The sequence below is a fragment of the Flavobacterium saliperosum genome (genome assembly GCF_900100625.1).
Classification (GTDB): domain Bacteria; phylum Bacteroidota; class Bacteroidia; order Flavobacteriales; family Flavobacteriaceae; genus Flavobacterium; species Flavobacterium saliperosum.
Map to the genome: position 1 here is coordinate 76,521 of NZ_FMTY01000008.1, position 16,175 is coordinate 92,695.

14 protein-coding genes and 1 pseudogene are annotated in these 16,175 nt (G+C 41.5%); 10 read left to right on the forward strand and 5 right to left on the reverse strand.

The window, feature by feature from the left end; genetic code table 11:
- Window positions 1-3 precede the first annotated feature (3 nt).
- On the reverse strand, window positions 4-3,399 hold the full coding sequence (locus BLQ05_RS12520) for a T9SS type A sorting domain-containing protein (protein WP_023577422.1): 3,396 nt from the start codon (window positions 3,397-3,399) through the stop codon (window positions 4-6).
- A gap of 130 nt (window positions 3,400-3,529) precedes the next feature.
- On the opposite strand from BLQ05_RS12520, the gene BLQ05_RS12525 reads away from it, so the two are divergent.
- The 4 genes from BLQ05_RS12525 (at window position 3,530) to BLQ05_RS12540 (ending at window position 6,776) form a co-directional block, all read left to right on the forward strand.
- Window positions 3,530-4,207 (forward strand): SCO family protein, encoded by a 678-nt coding sequence (locus BLQ05_RS12525; protein WP_023577421.1) that lies wholly within the window; start codon window positions 3,530-3,532, stop codon window positions 4,205-4,207.
- 96 nt (window positions 4,208-4,303) lie between these two features.
- Window positions 4,304-4,540: a FeoA family protein gene (locus BLQ05_RS12530; protein ID WP_023577420.1), complete on the forward strand. Its 237-nt coding sequence runs from the start codon at window positions 4,304-4,306 to the stop codon at window positions 4,538-4,540.
- A 3-nt stretch (window positions 4,541-4,543) separates the two neighbouring features.
- Window positions 4,544-6,646 carry a ferrous iron transport protein B gene (gene feoB / locus BLQ05_RS12535; RefSeq protein ID WP_023577419.1) on the forward strand — a complete coding sequence of 701 codons (2,103 nt, stop codon included), beginning with the start codon at window positions 4,544-4,546 and terminating at the stop codon, window positions 6,644-6,646.
- 1 nt (window position 6,647) lies between these two features.
- Window positions 6,648-6,776 carry a FeoB-associated Cys-rich membrane protein gene (locus BLQ05_RS12540; RefSeq protein WP_023577418.1) on the forward strand — a complete coding sequence of 43 codons (129 nt, stop codon included), beginning with the start codon at window positions 6,648-6,650 and terminating at the stop codon, window positions 6,774-6,776.
- Here the strand turns inward: BLQ05_RS12540 and BLQ05_RS12545 are convergent.
- The 3 genes from BLQ05_RS12545 to BLQ05_RS12555 are packed head-to-tail and all read right to left on the reverse strand — an operon-like array spanning window position 6,773 to window position 8,652.
- The gene (locus BLQ05_RS12545; RefSeq protein ID WP_023577417.1) at window positions 6,773-7,168 is read right to left on the reverse strand and encodes a hypothetical protein; all 396 of its coding nucleotides are present in this window, start codon (window positions 7,166-7,168) and stop codon (window positions 6,773-6,775) included. The genes BLQ05_RS12540 and BLQ05_RS12545 overlap by 4 nt on opposite strands.
- Before the next feature lie 10 nt (window positions 7,169-7,178).
- Window positions 7,179-7,997 carry a ZIP family metal transporter gene (locus BLQ05_RS12550; protein WP_023577416.1) on the reverse strand — a complete coding sequence of 273 codons (819 nt, stop codon included), beginning with the start codon at window positions 7,995-7,997 and terminating at the stop codon, window positions 7,179-7,181.
- A gap of 1 nt (window position 7,998) precedes the next feature.
- A complete protein-coding gene (locus BLQ05_RS12555; RefSeq protein ID WP_023577415.1) occupies window positions 7,999-8,652 on the reverse strand; it encodes a metal-dependent transcriptional regulator in 654 nt (217 codons plus the stop codon).
- Between the two features lie 101 nt (window positions 8,653-8,753).
- Between BLQ05_RS12555 and BLQ05_RS13885 the strand changes: the two are divergent.
- The 6 genes and pseudogenes from BLQ05_RS13885 to BLQ05_RS12585 all read left to right on the forward strand — a co-directional run bounded on the left by BLQ05_RS13885 (window position 8,754) and on the right by BLQ05_RS12585 (window position 14,557).
- Window positions 8,754-11,048 (forward strand): annotated as a pseudogene (locus BLQ05_RS13885) (TonB-dependent receptor).
- 1 nt (window position 11,049) lies between these two features.
- A complete protein-coding gene (locus tag BLQ05_RS12565) occupies window positions 11,050-11,520 on the forward strand; it encodes a thioredoxin family protein (protein WP_023577412.1) in 471 nt (156 codons plus the stop codon).
- Between the two features lie 66 nt (window positions 11,521-11,586).
- Window positions 11,587-11,997: a BrxA/BrxB family bacilliredoxin gene (locus tag BLQ05_RS12570; protein WP_023577411.1), complete on the forward strand. Its 411-nt coding sequence runs from the start codon at window positions 11,587-11,589 to the stop codon at window positions 11,995-11,997.
- A gap of 91 nt (window positions 11,998-12,088) precedes the next feature.
- Complete coding sequence (locus BLQ05_RS12575) at window positions 12,089-12,823, forward strand: lysophospholipid acyltransferase family protein (RefSeq protein ID WP_023577410.1); 735 nt, start codon at window positions 12,089-12,091, stop codon at window positions 12,821-12,823.
- 4 nt (window positions 12,824-12,827) lie between these two features.
- A complete protein-coding gene (locus BLQ05_RS12580) occupies window positions 12,828-13,826 on the forward strand; it encodes an acyl-ACP desaturase (RefSeq protein ID WP_023577409.1) in 999 nt (332 codons plus the stop codon).
- A gap of 86 nt (window positions 13,827-13,912) precedes the next feature.
- On the forward strand, window positions 13,913-14,557 hold the full coding sequence (locus BLQ05_RS12585) for an HD domain-containing protein (protein ID WP_035654931.1): 645 nt from the start codon (window positions 13,913-13,915) through the stop codon (window positions 14,555-14,557).
- Between the two features lie 38 nt (window positions 14,558-14,595).
- On the opposite strand, the gene BLQ05_RS12590 is transcribed toward BLQ05_RS12585, so the two are convergent.
- Window positions 14,596-16,086 (reverse strand): hypothetical protein, encoded by a 1,491-nt coding sequence (locus tag BLQ05_RS12590; RefSeq protein WP_023577407.1) that lies wholly within the window; start codon window positions 16,084-16,086, stop codon window positions 14,596-14,598.
- Window positions 16,087-16,175: the final 89 nt, after the last annotated feature.

The window sequence follows — 16,175 nt, forward strand, 5'->3', positions numbered from 1 at the left end:
AAATTAATTTTTTAGTATACGTTTCACAACACTCTGATCTTCTGAAGCAATCTTAACGAAATAAATTCCCGTGGCAACATTGCTCAAGTTTAATGAGTAGTTGGAATCGGATATTGTTACATTTTCTTCTGTTAAAATTACTTTTCCTGATAAATCGTACACGGTTATCGTTTCAGGAGTGAATGTTCCTAAAGCAATATTAAAAATACCCGCTGAAGGATTCGGATATACCGCAATGTTATTCAGTTCGAAATTTTGAGTCGCAAGGGTTCCTTCAATCACAAAATCATCAATAATGACACCCAACTGATTTACGGCTTCGTCCGAATGGAATACGATTCTGAAAATCACATTGGTTTGCGAGTTTAGCGCATTCAAAGGATAGAAATAGGATTTAAGCGTCGTGTCTGTACCCGTCCATTGTGCTCCGGGACAATTAAAACAGTCACTTCCTGTAGTGGCCGAAGTTCTGTTACTGTTGTACCAGTTTGCCCCTTGTGTACCCAACACACTCCAGGTTTGTCCGAAATTGGTGGAATATTGTACGTAAACCACATCCCAATCCTGTTCCAAATCGAATTTCATTTTAAAACGGATTACCGGATTCGTAACATTGGAAAGGTCATAACATTGGGAAACCAGGTACGATTTTACCGTGTCGGGATAATTCCCGGTTAAACTCGTCGCATAAACATTATTGGTGGTGCCGGTTGCCAAAGGACCTAATCCTCTCACACCTTTTACCCACTGAGAAACCGCTGCGCCGTCGTTATAAGTCAATAATTCCGAACCGGTTGTTTCAAAAGTATTCACAATACCAACCGTTCCTCCGTCATTTACATAAAACGGAATGCTGGATTGGTTGTTGTCGGAATAAGCGTCGTTGGTTGTTGTTGTAACCACATTTAAAGTATAGGTACCTCTTGTTGCAGCCAATTGCGGTAAATCGATTACCTGATTTGCCGAAGGTGCAATTGTTCCGTTCCAAACCACATTTAAAGGTGTTCCGTTGTATTGATAGTCCACGGTAACCGAATTTATAGGGTTAACCCCCATATTCTTAACCGTTACCTGAGGAATGAAACTTCCACAATTGATGGTCGATGAAGGACTGTCTACAGAAACCAGCTTCAGGTCGGTTGCCGGTACTTCCGATGGTATTGGTGTTTGCCAAATCCCTCTTCCGTAGGTTGCCGCCGTAAGTTTTGAGTCCTCAAGATTGATTTCCAAATCGGTTACGCTCACGTTAGGCAGGTTACTGTCGAAAGGTTCCCACTGCGTCATGGAATCGTCTCTGTAATACACCCCTAAACTGGTACCGAGATACAATGGATTCAAGGTGTTTCTGCCCTGATGTCTGATTACATTTTTACCGATGGAAGGCAATCCTGTTGAAATCGAAGTAAAGGCGGTTCCACCGTTGGTTGATTTCAAAGCCTGACCTCCAGTACCTGATGTTGTAATGTAAATTATGTTACTGTCGGAGGAGTGTACACATACCGAAGTGATGTTTGATGGTGCCGAATAAGCCAGGGTGAATGTAATTCCTTTATCGGTACTTTTGTACAAGCCCGATCCGTTAACAACATACATATTGTTATCGTTACTAGGGTCGATTGCGATATGTTCCAGATTCCCGGTACCGATACTTCCTGTATTTTGTTGTACCCAGGCAGCACCCGTCAATTTAAACAATCCGGAAAATCCGGAAAACAACTCTCCGGCCGCATTAACCGTTAAAGGTGTAACCCAGTTACCGTCTACGCCTCCCGGTGAACCTACCGAAGAACCTAAAGAATTTCCGGCATCCGTACTCATGTATAAACTGCTTCCGTTTTGAATGAATCCATAATACTTATCGCTGCTGTTCGGATCGATTGCCGTATCCATACCATCGGCGCCGTAGAAGTTTTTCCACTGATTACCGCTGTAGGCATGTCCGCCGTTATCTTGTAACCCACCCACCATTTTATCGGCAGACTGTTTGGAAACGGCTACCTTATAAAACTGACTGATTTGCAAGCCGGCCGTTAAGTCGGTGAAATTGGTACCGTTGTTGGATGACACGTATACCCCGCCGTCTGTACCCGCATACAATTTTCCACCGTAATAACGTAAGAAGTGAATGTCCGCATGGGTGTAGGCCGCAGCCGTTGGCGCATTCCAGTTGTTCACTTTAGTTACAGCCGCTCCGCCGTTCGTCGATTTCCAGATATTCAGACATCCGGTAAAAATTTCATCGGCATTGGTATCGGATACCGCTAATGCCAAATCATACCACGCTTGGGTAGACTCTAATATATTAGTAGTTCCCGACGTTTTGGTCCAGTTCGTTCCACCGTTGGTTGATCGATAAATTCCCTGAAGCGCATTACCGGTAGTCGTACTTAAAATGTACACGTAATTCGCATTCGCAGGCGTTACGTCCAAAAGCATTCTCCCGGAACTTATTGGCAATCCCGTGATAATCGGGGTAAAAGTATCCCCGGCATCCGTGGAACGATAAAATTTATTATTTGTAACCGCATAAACGGTATTCGAATCTCCCGGTTTTACACGTATCGATCCTTGCGAAAAGTCTCCCGCATACTCCATGGTCCAGGTTGTACCACCGTTAAGGGTTCTGTATAAACCATTACTGGTAGCCACCCACAACATGTTGGGATCGTTGGGATTCATAATAATGTCACCGGCCAATGTGGTGGTATTTGTAAAGGTCAGCCCTGTTGTATTCCAGGTTACCCCGCCATCCGTAGATTTAAGGACTCCTATGGAATAGGTATCACTGGCATCCTTATCTCCGGTAGCAATGTAAATCACATTTGGGTTCGTGTGATCCACCGCGATTCCCGAAACCCCGATTTGAGGCAATTCATCCGATAAAGGCGTCCATGTGGAACCGTTGTTTGTAGATTTCCAGATTCCTCCTGCCGGTGCACCTATATATAAGGTGTTCGCATTGGTTGGGTCCACATAAACAAAATTCACCCTTCCCTGACCCGAAGACCACGAACCCGTATTTACATGGGTAAACGGTCCGATGGGCGTCCAGTTGCTAACCGGTAGACTTCGGTTTTGGTCACCATTTCTTTGTGCCTTCTGATTTTTTTTATGATTCCACGCTGCCCACATTTGGTCTGGAGACATTAGTGATCCGTCGGCATTGGTTTTGTTTCTCCAATGATTTTCCCAACGCATGAACGGTTTGTACCCGCTGCCGCGTTTGCTTTTGTCATGGTTTTTCCAATACTCGTCAAAAAGAGTGACAATTTCGTCGATGGAACGCTCTTTTTTGTTTTCCGAAGAAGTGCCCCTTTGCATCCAGGGAGCCGACTCATTAAATTGTGAATACCCTAAAAAGGAACACAATAATGTTAATACTAAGTAAGTTTTTTTCATTTTTTTAGTTAAGTTTTGTCAAATTTAAAAAGTTTTGTTAGAAAAACTATTTTTTTAACAATCGATGAATCAAAAGATTACATTTATTTTCGCTATTGTTATGTTTCGTACATTTGCAAAAAAATATTCCATGGTGGCTTTTTTTAAAAAATATATTCCCTTTTTTATTGTTCTCGGAATCTTATCCATAATCATTATAACGCTGTTTTACACGGCTTTAAAACCAAAGAAAACTTTATCCATTTATACGCCTTCCATGGTGAATCCGGAATTGGTGGATTCTACCGTTCAGCACATTTCCAATAAAAATGAGCATCGGATTGCCGATTTCGCTTTTACCAACCAAAACGGAAAAACCATTACACAAAAAGAGTACGAAGGGAAAATTTATGTGGCCGATTTTTTCTTTACCACCTGCCCTACGATTTGCCCGATTATGACCGATAACATGGTGTGGCTTCAGGAACAGGTTAAAAAATATCCCAACGTCATGCTGCTTTCCCATTCGGTTACTCCCGATATCGACAGTGTGCCCGTGTTAAAAGAATACGCGGAAAGAAAAGGGGTCATCGACAGCAAATGGAACCTGGTTACCGGAAACAAAAAAGACATTTACTATATCGCCCGAAAATCTTATCTCGCCGTAAAAACCGGTAAACCGGAAGAAGTATACGACATGGTGCATACCGAAAATTTTGTTTTGGTAGACCGTAAACGTCGCGTTCGCGGATTCTACGACGGCACCAAAAAAGAAGACGTGGAGCGCTTGCTTGCCGACATCATTTTTTTAGTGGAAGAAGAAAAATAATTCAACATTTCTTAAAATTCAGCAAAATTGACTTTTATCATCTTTTAAAAGATTATAATCCTTATTTTTGTAATCTAAATTCAATCTAAATAAAGTTTGTCAGTTACACTCGCCCAATTACAAAAAGGACAAAAAGCAATTATTCAGGATTTTAACATTGAAGTCATTCCGTTAAAATTACTGGAAATGGGCTGTTTACCCGGAAACGAAGTCACCCTTTTACAGGTGGCCCCTTTTGGAGACCCGTTGTATATTACGGTAAATGACAGTCATGTGGCCATACGATTGGAAACCGCAAAAGAAATCAGTATTGAAATCATAAATGAGCCCTGATTTATGAACCGTAACACGATAAAAGTCGCCTTAATAGGAAATCCGAATGTGGGGAAAACTTCGGTTTTTAATGAACTTACCGGTTTGAACCAGCAGGTGGGCAATTACCCCGGAATTACGGTTGAAAAAAAGGTAGGGAATGCCAAACTTTCCGAATATACCAAAGCAACCATACTGGATTTACCCGGAACGTACAGTCTGAACGCAAGTTCGATGGACGAAAGTGTGGTAATCGAGTTGCTGATGAATAAAAACGACAAGGATTTCCCGGATGTGGCCGTAGTGGTTTCGGAAGTGGAAAACCTGAAGCGGAACCTTTTACTGTTCACTCAAATCAAGGATCTTGAAATTCCGACAATTTTAGTCATTAACATGTCGGACCGCATGATTCCGAAAGGCATCACACTGGACATTCCGTTTTTGGAAAAAGAACTGAAAACCAAAATTGCCCTGGTGAGTTCGCGAAAGAAAATCGGCATCGACAATCTGAAACAACTCATCATCAATTATAAGGAACTATCCACCGAACCGTGTCTGAATGCCTCGAGCATCGATCCGGATTATTTCAACAGTCTGCGTCGCGCGTTTCCGAATCAGCTGTTGTACAAACTGTGGTTGGTTATTACGCAAGACGTCAATTTTGCCAATCTGCACCGAAGAAAAATAGAGGAAAACTCCTTTGCCAAGCCCAAAGCCGATTTAAAACGCCTGCAGCAGAAAGAAACCATCAAACGTTATCAGTTCATCAATGACACGCTGAAAGTCGGTTATAAAGTAGACAAAAACAAAGCGACCGATTTCAGAGACCGTCTGGATCGGATTCTGACGCATAAAGTCTTCGGATTTGTAATTTTCATTGGGATACTGATGCTTATTTTCCAATCGATTTTCGACTGGTCCAGCATTCCGATGGATTTCATCGATGAGACCTTCGCCACGTTAAGTTCCTATGCCAAAACTCATTTGCCACCGGGTATTCTAACCGATTTAATCTCCGAAGGCATCATTCCGGGCTTGGGCGGTATCGTTATTTTTATCCCGCAGATTGCCTTTCTGTTCCTGTTCATTTCGGTGTTGGAAGAGAGCGGTTATATGAGTCGTGTGGTGTTTCTGATGGACAAAATCATGCGGAAATTCGGTTTGAGCGGAAAAAGCGTGGTGCCTTTAATTTCGGGAACTGCCTGTGCCATTCCGGCGATTATGGCGGCACGGAACATTGAAAACTGGAAAGAACGATTAATCACCATTTTGGTAACCCCTTTTACCACCTGTTCGGCCCGTTTACCGGTGTATGCCATTTTAATTTCCCTGATTATCCCGGACAGACGCGTTCTCGGATTGTTCAACATGCAGGGATTAACCCTGATGACTTTGTACCTTTTAGGCTTCGGCATGGCGATTTTTTCTGCCTATATTCTCAATAAAGTACTGAACATAACATCACACTCTTACTTCGTTGTGGAAATGCCGGGTTATAAAATCCCGATGTTCAAAAACGTGGCGATTAATGTGATTGAAAAAACAAAATCGTTTGTATTCGGGGCGGGGAAAATCATTTTGGCGTTATCGGTTATTTTGTGGTTTTTGGGTTCCCATGGTCCGGACAAAACCTTCCATAATGCCGATACCATTATTGAAACCCAATTAAAGAACAAAACCGTTACCGGCGACAAAGACGATTTGGTAGCCTCCTATAAATTGGAAAACTCGTACATCGGTATCATCGGAAAATCGATTGAACCGGTAATCCGTCCGTTGGGTTACGATTGGAAAATCGGAATCGCGGTGGTGAGTTCGTTTGCAGCGCGTGAAGTTTTCGTGGGAACTTTGGCAACCATTTACAGTGTGGGAAGCCATTCGGATGAAGAAACCACGATTAAAAACCGCATGGCCGCCGAAGTACATCCGGTAACCGGGGAGAAAATTTTTAATGTGGCCACCGGGGTTTCGCTGTTACTGTTTTATGCCTTTGCGATGCAGTGTATTTCCACGTTAGCCATTACCAAAAAGGAAACCAATTCCTGGAAATGGCCGATGATTCAGTTGGTTTTCATGAGTGGTTTTGCCTATGCGGTGTCTCTTATGGCGTATCAAATACTTAAATAAAATGATTTCATTTCAGGAAATAGTCGTCTATCTGTTGTTGGGAATCGCCGTGGCTTTTCTTGTGAAAAAATTTTTCGGTAAAAAGAAAAAAGACAACGATTGCGGTGACGGCAATTGTGGTTGCGGTTAATACACCAATTTAATGTAATAGGCCTCCGGAAGTTGTTCAACGCCTTCTTTGGGGTATGGCAAAACCTGAATATCTTTAAGCGCAGTTTTTTGGTGAGGAAGGTGTTTCTCAAACCAGACTTTCACCTCCTCCATAGTATTTTTATTTAAAGTGAATTCGGCCTCTTCGGTTAACTTTTTATGGTTATAAACGGCAACCGCAATTACGACTTCGCCTGCCCAAACACATTGCACCCCTTCGGGGCATCTCGAATCGTTGATTACTTTAACCAATACCATTTCCTTATCCGATTTCGCATCCAGTTTCTGATTGATTTCGGTTTCCGTGTTTTGGACACCGGCGCATCCGGAAAACAACAAAATACAGACGCACCCTAAATATATTTTTTTCATACTCTATTGTTTACCCTAACGCGACATCGAGCGACATCATGACTATAAAACCAAGAATCAGTCCCATGGTCGCGATATCGGTATTCTTATCCTGTTGCGATTCGGGTATCACTTCTTCCACCACCACAAATATCATGGCTCCGGCGGCAAACGCAAGGGCATAGGGTAAAATCGGGGTAAAAAAAGTAACGGCTACCGCACCCAAAACACCCGCAATAGGTTCCACTATCGCAGAAGCCTGGCCGTACATGAAACTCTTTCTTCGTTTCATTCCCATACGTCGTAACGGCATGGAAACCGCGATGCCTTCAGGGAAATTTTGAATTCCGATACCAATTGCCAAGGTTAACGCTCCCGCAATGGAGGCCTCCGGAATGCCCGCAGCCACTCCGCCAAACAAAACCCCTACCGCCAATCCTTCCGGAATATTGTGCAGGGTGATGGCCAAAACCAACAACGTCGTTCGCTGCCAAGGCGATTTCATCCCTTCGGTCTCTTTGAAATTGATGTGCAAATGCGGTAAAATCTTATCCAGACAAAACAAGAACAAGGCGCCCAGAAAAAAACCGCAGGCGGCAGGGAAAACTTTTGTAAACCCCTCTCCTTCACTCATCTCTATAGCCGGTGCCAATAAACTCCAGTAACTGGCCGCAATCATCACGCCTCCCGTAAAACCAAGCATTCCGTCCAATACGGCTCTGTTCATGGTTTTAAAAAAGAACACCAAAGACGCTCCCAATGCCGTTAGAAACCAAGTGAAAAGAGTGGCATACAAGGCCGCCAGAATGGGATCTATACTTTCAAAATATTTAACTATTTCCTGAAACATCTTACTTTGATTTTACAAATAAATTACTTGCTATTTTGTTTGAGATCAAAATCTCTTTCGTGTTTACGGCTATGGTCAGTGAATTATCAAACGATTCTTTGGCTACTATTTTAATTTCCGACCCCAACGCAATTTGCTGTTTGTCCAAATACTGCAAAAAACTGGAAGACGAATCTTTTACACCCACACAAATTCCGCTCTTCCCGATTTCCAGTTCGGAAAGCAACTGTTTTTCTATTTTAGTAATGTTACCGTTTTTATCCGGAATCGGGTCGCCGTGCGGATCTTCCGTCGGAAAACCTAAAAAAGCATCCAGTTTGTTGATCAGTTTTTCCGATTGGATGTGCTCCAGTTCTTCGGCCACATCATGCACCTCATCCCAGGAAAAATCCAACTTCTCCACCAGAAACACCTCCCAAAGGCGGTGCTTTCTCACAATCATTTTAGCCGCCAGCAATCCTTTATCCGTAAGCAAAACGCCCTGATATTTCTGATATTTTACCCATTCCTTTTCCGCTAACTTCTTAACCATATCCGTTACCGAGGAAGCCTTACTTTCCACTAAAGCGGCAATGGCATTGGTACTCACACCTTGTTTTTGGGATAAGGAAAGATGATATATCGCTTTCAGGTAATTTTCTTCGGAATAGGTCATTACGTTAAATTTTCTGTTGGCTAAAGTACAAATTTTTTTAATTGAAAATATTTTTTTAGTTTTGTCTAAATTTTTATTTAAACAACAACTAAAATTTAATTGTGAAAAACCTAATTCTTTCTTTCTTGTTTTTGACGCTACTCCCTACCGCTTCCTTTTCACAAACTACCATAAAAGGAAAAATCACTTCATTGGGAAATCCATTGGAACACGCCAATGTGGTTGTAAGTAAAACGAAAACAGGAACCGAAAGTGACAGCATAGGAAAGTATTATCTGAAAAATGTTCCGAAAGGAAACCATGAAATTGTTGTTTCGTATTCGGGTTTCAAATCCATCCGAAAAAAAATAACGGTTGTCGACACCACTGACATCATTTTGGATTTTGATTTAACCGAAAACAATTCCCTGGACGAAGTGGTGATAACCGGAACCTTAAAAGCGGTCAATCGTTTGGAGAGTCCCGTTCCGGTGGAAGTGTATAAACCCGTATTCTTCAAAAAAAACCCAACCGCCAATATTTTCGAAGCCTTGCAAAACGTTAATGGTGTCCGACCGCAACTGAACTGTAACGTTTGCAACACCGGCGACATTCATATTAACGGACTGGAAGGGCCTTACACCTTGGTTCTGATTGACGGCATGCCCATTGTGAGCGGATTGTCAACCGTTTACGGACTTTCCGGAATTCCGAATTCGCTTTTGGAACGCATCGAAATCGTAAAGGGACCCGCATCGTCCTTATACGGAAGTGAAGCCGTGGGCGGATTAATCAACATCATTACCAAAAACCCAAAAAACGCTCCGGTGTTTTCGGCCGATGCTTTTTCGACAAGCTGGGGGGAAGCCAATGTCGATTTGGGATTCAAAGCCAATGTGGGGAAAACCGTTTCGTTGTTAACGGGTGTGAATTATTTCAATTACAGCAATCCGATTGACAACAACCACGATAATTTTACCGATGTGACATTACAAGACCGGATTTCCGTATTTCAGAAGTGAAATTTCAACCGAAAAAGCAACAAATTATTTTCCATAGCCGGGCGTTACTTTTACGAAGACCGATGGGGTGGCGAAATGCAATGGGAGAAAAAATTCCGTGGCGGTAACGAAGTCTATGGCGAAAGTATTTACACGAAACGCTGGGAAGTATTAGGCGCCTACGAATTGCCGGTTTCCGAAAAAATGCTGTTTTCCTTTTCCTATACCGATCACGATCAGAATTCGGTTTACGGGAATATTCCCTATCTGGCACAGCAGAAAATCGGTTTTGGACAGCTCACCTGGGACAAAAAAATCAGCAACCACGACATTTTATTTGGAACCGCCATACGTTACCAATTCTACAATGACAACACCACCGCCACAGTAACTTCAGACGAAAACTGGATTCCGAGTCTGTTTGTTCAGGATGAAATCCATCTGGCGGAAAAACACAATGTATTGTTGGGAGCACGATACGATTACAACAGAAATCACGGCACTATTTTCACGCCGCGTGTGGCTTATAAGTGGAAAATAAACGACAAATCCATTTTCCGTTTTAATGCCGGCACCGGATTTAGAGTCGTGAATCTGTTTACCGAAGAACATGCGGCCTTAACCGGATCGCGTGATGTTATCGTACTCGAAGATTTAAAACCGGAACGTTCTTACAATGCGAATATTAACTTCCTGAAGAAATTCTATTCCGAAAACGGTAACTTCATCGGATTGGAAACCACGGCCTGGTATACGCATTTCACGAATTCCATTATTCCGGATTACGACACCAACCCAAATCAGATCATTTACAAAAACCTTGACGGATATGCCGTGACCAAAGGACTGAGTCTTAATGTGGATGCGGTATTTCAAAACGGGTTAAAAGTAATTGTCGGAGGAACGTATATGGATGTGACCAAAACCGAAAACGGTGTTAAAACCCATCAGATTCTTACGGAAAAATTCACCGGGACCTGGGCGATTTCCTATCGTATAAAAAACTGGTTTTTGGATGTTGATTACACCGGAAATGTATACGGCCCGATGCGTTTGCCAATATTAGGTGATCTGGATCCGAGAAAAGAATACTCACCTACATGGAGCATACAGAACATTCAGTTCACTTTTAACAAGTTAAAAAATTTCGAACTGTATGGCGGAATCAAAAATTTACTAAATTGGACCCCAAACAAAGGGAATCCGTTTATCATTGCACGAGCCAACGATCCTTTTGATGAGAATGTACAAATTTCTGATGGTACGGCTGTTGGTTTAAACGGACAAACAGTTCCTCAAGGCGAAGTCGTATCTACCACAGATAACCCGTATGCATTAACGTTCGATCCGGGATATGTATACGGGCCCAATCAGGGAATCCGAAGCTTTTTCGGAATCCGCTATACCCTAAAATAAAATGAAGAAAAAAATTTTGATACTGTTCCTTTTCTTTTGCACCTTCTCCGGATGGTCGCAACTGAAAACCTACACCTTGTCGGAAACGGAAACTTTGGAACAACAGCAATCCAAACCCATTTTTGTGTTCGTTCACACTTCCTGGTGCAAGTATTGCAAAATGATGGAAAATTCGACGTTTAAAAATCCGGAAGTGATTCAACTCTTAAATGACAACTTTTATTTTGTACCGCTGGACGCCGAAAATAAAGCACCGATTAGCTTCAAAAACCATACTTTCAAATACAAACCGAAAGGAAAAAACACCGGAGTACACGAACTCGCGGAAGAACTCGGAACCGTTGATGGTTCGATTACCTACCCGACATTTTCCATCTTAGATAAGAACAATACCATTTTACTGCAAATCAGTGAATTTACCGATGCCAAAACGATGATTACCCTTTTAAAAGAGGCGGTTAATTTTCATTAACAACATTCTAACATAAATTCCGATTTTACTTTGTAAATTTGCGACAATAACTTAGAAATTAAAATTATGTACCCAGAAGAAATGGTAAAACCAATGCGTGCTGAATTATCAGAAGCAGGTTTTCAAGATTTATATAATGCAGAAGCTGTGGAAGCGGCTTTGGCAAAAGAAGGAACAACATTGGTAGTGGTAAACTCCGTATGCGGTTGTGCTGCAAGAAACGCGCGCCCGGGTGCAAAAATGAGTTTAGACAACAGCAAAAAACCGGATAACCTGATTACGGTTTTTGCAGGAGTAGACAAAGAGGCTGTGGATGCGGCACGTCAGCACATGTTTCCTTTCCCGCCATCATCGCCAAGTATGGCTTTGTTCAAAAACGGAGAATTGGTGCACATGTTAGAACGTCATCACATCGAAGGTCGTCCCGCAGAGCTAATCGCAGAAAATCTGAAAGACGCTTACAACGAATTTTGCTAGTCAGTACTATGCTTGCATACTATAAAACCACTGATTTTCTGGTGGTTTTTTTTATTTAATCATTTATCTTTGTAGCAAATACCACTTTTAAATGCAAAAATTAATTTCATATCCAATATCCATTGTTTTCTATTTGGCTTTTGCGTTATGTCTATTGATATTTCATCCGATACAATGGGTATGTTTTAATCTTTTTGGCTACCAGGCTCACAAGAAAAGTGTGGATTATTTGAATTTTTTCCTTGGAAAATGTACCAATATTTTAGGCACAACGTACCATTTTGAAAATCTAAACCAAATCCCGAAAGATGTTCCTGTGATTTTTGTTGCCAATCATCAGAGTTTGTATGACATTGTAGGAATGATTTGGTATTTACGCCGATGGCATCCGAAATTTGTCAGCAAAAAAGAACTGGGAAAAGGAATTCCGAGTGTTTCCTACAATCTGAGACACGGTGGTTCGGTGCTAATCGACAGAAAAGATCCCAAACAGGCGCTTCCTGTCATTAAAGGGTTAGGCGAATATATTGAAAAACACAACCGTTCTGCGGTAATTTTCCCGGAAGGGACACGAAGCAAAAACGGCGTTCCGAAGCGATTTTCGGAAAACGGACTGAAAATATTGTGCAAATATGCACCATCGGCGTATATTGTGCCGATTTCCATAAACAATTCCTGGAAAATGGTTCGCTACGGACAGTTTCCCATGGGATTGGGTAACCGATTGCAATTCATCATTCATGAACCCATGGCAATAAAAGACTATTCTTTTTCCGAATTGATGGAGAAAACAGAAAAGGCCGTGGTGGAAGGAATAAAAATTTAAAATTATGTCAATACAAAATGTACGTCTGGAAGTAATGCAATTTCTGGAAAAAAATATCGACAGTTTCGTGGAGAACTACCTGATTCCTGTCGAAAAAATATGGCAACCCAGCGACTTGCTTCCGAATTCCGAAAAAGATACTTTTTTGGAAGAAGTGACTGAACTGCGTGAAATTGCCAAAGAGTTACCTTATGATTTTTGGGTGGTTTTGGTAGGTGACACCATCACCGAAGAAGCCTTGCCAACTTACGAATCCTGGTTAATGGATGTGGAGGGTGTAGACCAAAAAACGGCTAACGGAGATAACGGCTGGGCCAAATGGTTACGCCAATGGACCGGAGAAGAAAACCGTCATGGTGACTTACTGAACAAATACCTGTATCTGTCCGGTCGCGTAAACATGCGCGAAGTGGAAATCACAACCCAACACTTAATTAACGACGGTTTCGATCCGGGAACCGACAGGGATCCGTATAAAAACTTTGTGTTTACCAGTTTCCAGGAATTGGCCACCTATGTTTCCCACAACCGTGTGGCACAATTGGCAAAGAAATTCGGCGACAATAAATTATCCAAAATCTGTAAAATTATTGCCGGAGACGAAATGCGTCACCATTTGGCGTACAGCGAATTCGTAGACCGTATTTTCAAAGTCGATCCGAGTCAGATGATGTTGGCTTTCGAATACATGATGAAGAAAAAAATCACGATGCCGGCGCACTTAATCCGCGAATCGGGAGGAAGTATCGGTAGTGCGTTTGAGAAATTTTCGGAATCGGCTCAGCGTATCGGAGTATACACAGCATTGGATTATGTGGACATTCTTGAGAAATTAAATGCCAAATGGGAGATTGATAAAATCGGAAATTTAACCGATGAAGCCGAAAAAGCCCGTGATTATTTATTGAAATTACCGGCCCGTATGACGCGCATCGCAGAACGATTGGTCGTACCTCAAGAAGAAAAAGAGTTCAAGTGGGTACAACCTGCTTTGATAAAATAGTTTCTGAGAAGAAAGAACATAGAAAATAGAATAAAGACAAAATCCTTTCTTAACCGAAAGGATTTTTTTTAAAAAACCGAATGATTATGGGTTTAATAGACAGCACCATCCTATTCGTAAAACAGCAACTTGAAAATGCCGAAGGCGGACACGATTGGTTTCACATCGAACGCGTGTATAAAAACGCGCTTTTAATAGCCGATGGCGAAGAGTGTGATTTAACGGTGGTGAAATTGGGCGCGTTACTGCACGATATCGCCGACAGTAAATTTCACAATGGCGATGAAAGCGTTGGACCGAAAACCGCCCGTGCCTTTCTGGAAAGCCAAAATGCTTCGGAAGAGGTAATTCAACATGTGATTGCCATTATTGAAAACATTTCGTTTAAAGGCGGTAATTTCGAAAAGGAATTCCATTCCAAAGAACTGGAAATCGTACAGGATGCCGACCGGCTGGATGCCTTGGGTGCGATTGGCATTGCCCGTGCCTTCAACTACGGTGGGTTCAAAAACCGTACGTTATACAATCCTGCCATTCAACCCAAACTGAACATGAGCAAGGAAGAATATAAGAATTCCAATGGCACGACGTTAAATCATTTTTACGAAAAACTGCTGCTTTTAAAAGACAAAATGAATACCGAAACCGGTAAGAAAATTGCTTTGGAACGCCACAATTACATGCAAAATTTCCTGTCGCAGTTTTATGCGGAATGGGATGGGGAAAAGTAGTTGACCGTATTCAATCGCCGTTAGCGGAAGTTAAACAATCAGTTTGGGTTGACCAATTCGAGGGTGACTTCATAAACATTCCGCTTTTCGATTTTTGCTTTCAGCCAGGCATAAAAACTCATCACAAAGAGATCTTCTTCCTGTTGGGAACGCCATTGAAACAGCGAATCGGCCCGGGATACGAATTCACCCGATGCAAAATAGGCAGGATTGTAAAGGAATTGTTCCACTAAACCGAGAAAAATTAAAACCCGTTCCTCGTTTAGTTCGGTCAAGTGTTTTTTATATCTTCTTTTAAAACTGGTCAGTCTTGAGATTACATAGTCGGTGTCATCCAATTCGGCATGCAGTAAAATTTCGACCAGATTCTTTTTGATGGTCCATTCCGTTCCCTGTTTTTTCTCATACCACGCATCCGAATGGGAGAACGTTTTTATGATTTGCTGCACTTTCTTTAATTCTTGTTGTTGAAAATGAAATACGGCAAGACTCAACTGCAAATCCAGAATTTCCGACACATCACTGTCCTCAACCTTATTCAAAACTTGTGCTACTATGACAATCGCAGTATTCGAATTACCGGAATAATTTTCATTCAGACTTCGCAACAACAGTAATCGGTTTTCGAATTGTTTTAAATAAACCTTGTCCTGTTTCTCCATCTCGGTTTCCATCTTATCGAGATAGGCTTTTGAATCGGCTAATTTTTTGTTCCGAAAAAGCATGTTCGCCATAAAGTACAAGATGTTGATGTGATAAAAAAGATGCTTTTCTGCCAATTCGGTTTTCCTTTCTATAAACCGGAAGCTGATACCCACAAAACGTTCAATTTCATGATATTTATTTCGTAAAGCCGCGTATTCATTGGCAATGAAAAGAATCTGATATAACGATTTAAAAGTGAGAATTTCATCCAAAGAAATCGAAAATTTGGCAATCGTATTATTAACGGCCACTTCGAAATCGAAAACAGCTGTTCCGTCTTTAATTTTAGCCAATTCCATGCGCAAGGACGCATACGCCAAATTCAATTGCTCTTCCTGCAGGAACTTTCTCTGATTGATTTCATACTTACGCACCAATTCCGAAAAGGAGATTGACGAATCAAGATAAGCATATTGGATGTGCGTATGGTAAATCTCATTCAGAAGGTTAAACCGTTCCAGTTTAAGTGCTTTCGTCTCCGCTTTCCCTAAGGTTTTAAAGGCTGATTTGTATTGGGAATGTTCAAAGAAAGTCCGACTGACAAGAATCAGTTTTAAAATATCCCGTTCTTCCGACGTATCGTTTTCAAAACGTTTGTGGGCTATAAATTCAATCAGGTTGTGATACAGGCGTTTTCGAAGCGCATACAGTGCCGGTTTGTTTTTATAAACCGTAATTTCCTTTTTTATATCGTCAGTTTTTAAAAGATTGAACAACTGAATATTTCGAGTATCATGTCGTTTGTTTCTTTTTTTCAAAAAAGCAATAAATTCCTCTTTTTCAATAGATTTAAGCGTATTTATAATTCCGGAAACCGAATTCATTCTTGTGTAATTTTGAAGAATAAAGATAGATATAATAATTAAATATCGTCAGTTTTTTTGAAATATTGATTTTTATTACCTCCGATTTT

Excerpts from the sequence above, each read along its gene's own strand:
- BLQ05_RS12555 (WP_023577415.1), bottom strand. The coding sequence starts at position 8,652 with ATGACCTATTCCGAAGAAAATTACCTGAAAGCGATATATCATCTTTCC.
- feoB (WP_023577419.1), top strand. The coding sequence starts at position 4,544 with ATGAACCGTAACACGATAAAAGTCGCCTTAATAGGAAATCCGAATGTG.
- BLQ05_RS12525 (WP_023577421.1), top strand. The coding sequence starts at position 3,530 with ATGGTGGCTTTTTTTAAAAAATATATTCCCTTTTTTATTGTTCTCGGA.
- BLQ05_RS12570 (WP_023577411.1), top strand. The coding sequence starts at position 11,587 with ATGTACCCAGAAGAAATGGTAAAACCAATGCGTGCTGAATTATCAGAA.
- BLQ05_RS12550 (WP_023577416.1), bottom strand. The coding sequence starts at position 7,997 with ATGTTTCAGGAAATAGTTAAATATTTTGAAAGTATAGATCCCATTCTG.
- BLQ05_RS12565 (WP_023577412.1), top strand. The coding sequence starts at position 11,050 with ATGAAGAAAAAAATTTTGATACTGTTCCTTTTCTTTTGCACCTTCTCC.
- BLQ05_RS12540 (WP_023577418.1), top strand. The coding sequence starts at position 6,648 with ATGATTTCATTTCAGGAAATAGTCGTCTATCTGTTGTTGGGAATCGCC.
- BLQ05_RS12585 (WP_035654931.1), top strand. The coding sequence starts at position 13,913 with ATGGGTTTAATAGACAGCACCATCCTATTCGTAAAACAGCAACTTGAA.
- BLQ05_RS12575 (WP_023577410.1), top strand. The coding sequence starts at position 12,089 with ATGCAAAAATTAATTTCATATCCAATATCCATTGTTTTCTATTTGGCT.
- BLQ05_RS12580 (WP_023577409.1), top strand. The coding sequence starts at position 12,828 with ATGTCAATACAAAATGTACGTCTGGAAGTAATGCAATTTCTGGAAAAA.
- BLQ05_RS12520 (WP_023577422.1), bottom strand. The coding sequence starts at position 3,399 with ATGAAAAAAACTTACTTAGTATTAACATTATTGTGTTCCTTTTTAGGG.
- BLQ05_RS12590 (WP_023577407.1), bottom strand. The coding sequence starts at position 16,086 with ATGAATTCGGTTTCCGGAATTATAAATACGCTTAAATCTATTGAAAAA.
- BLQ05_RS12545 (WP_023577417.1), bottom strand. The coding sequence starts at position 7,168 with ATGAAAAAAATATATTTAGGGTGCGTCTGTATTTTGTTGTTTTCCGGA.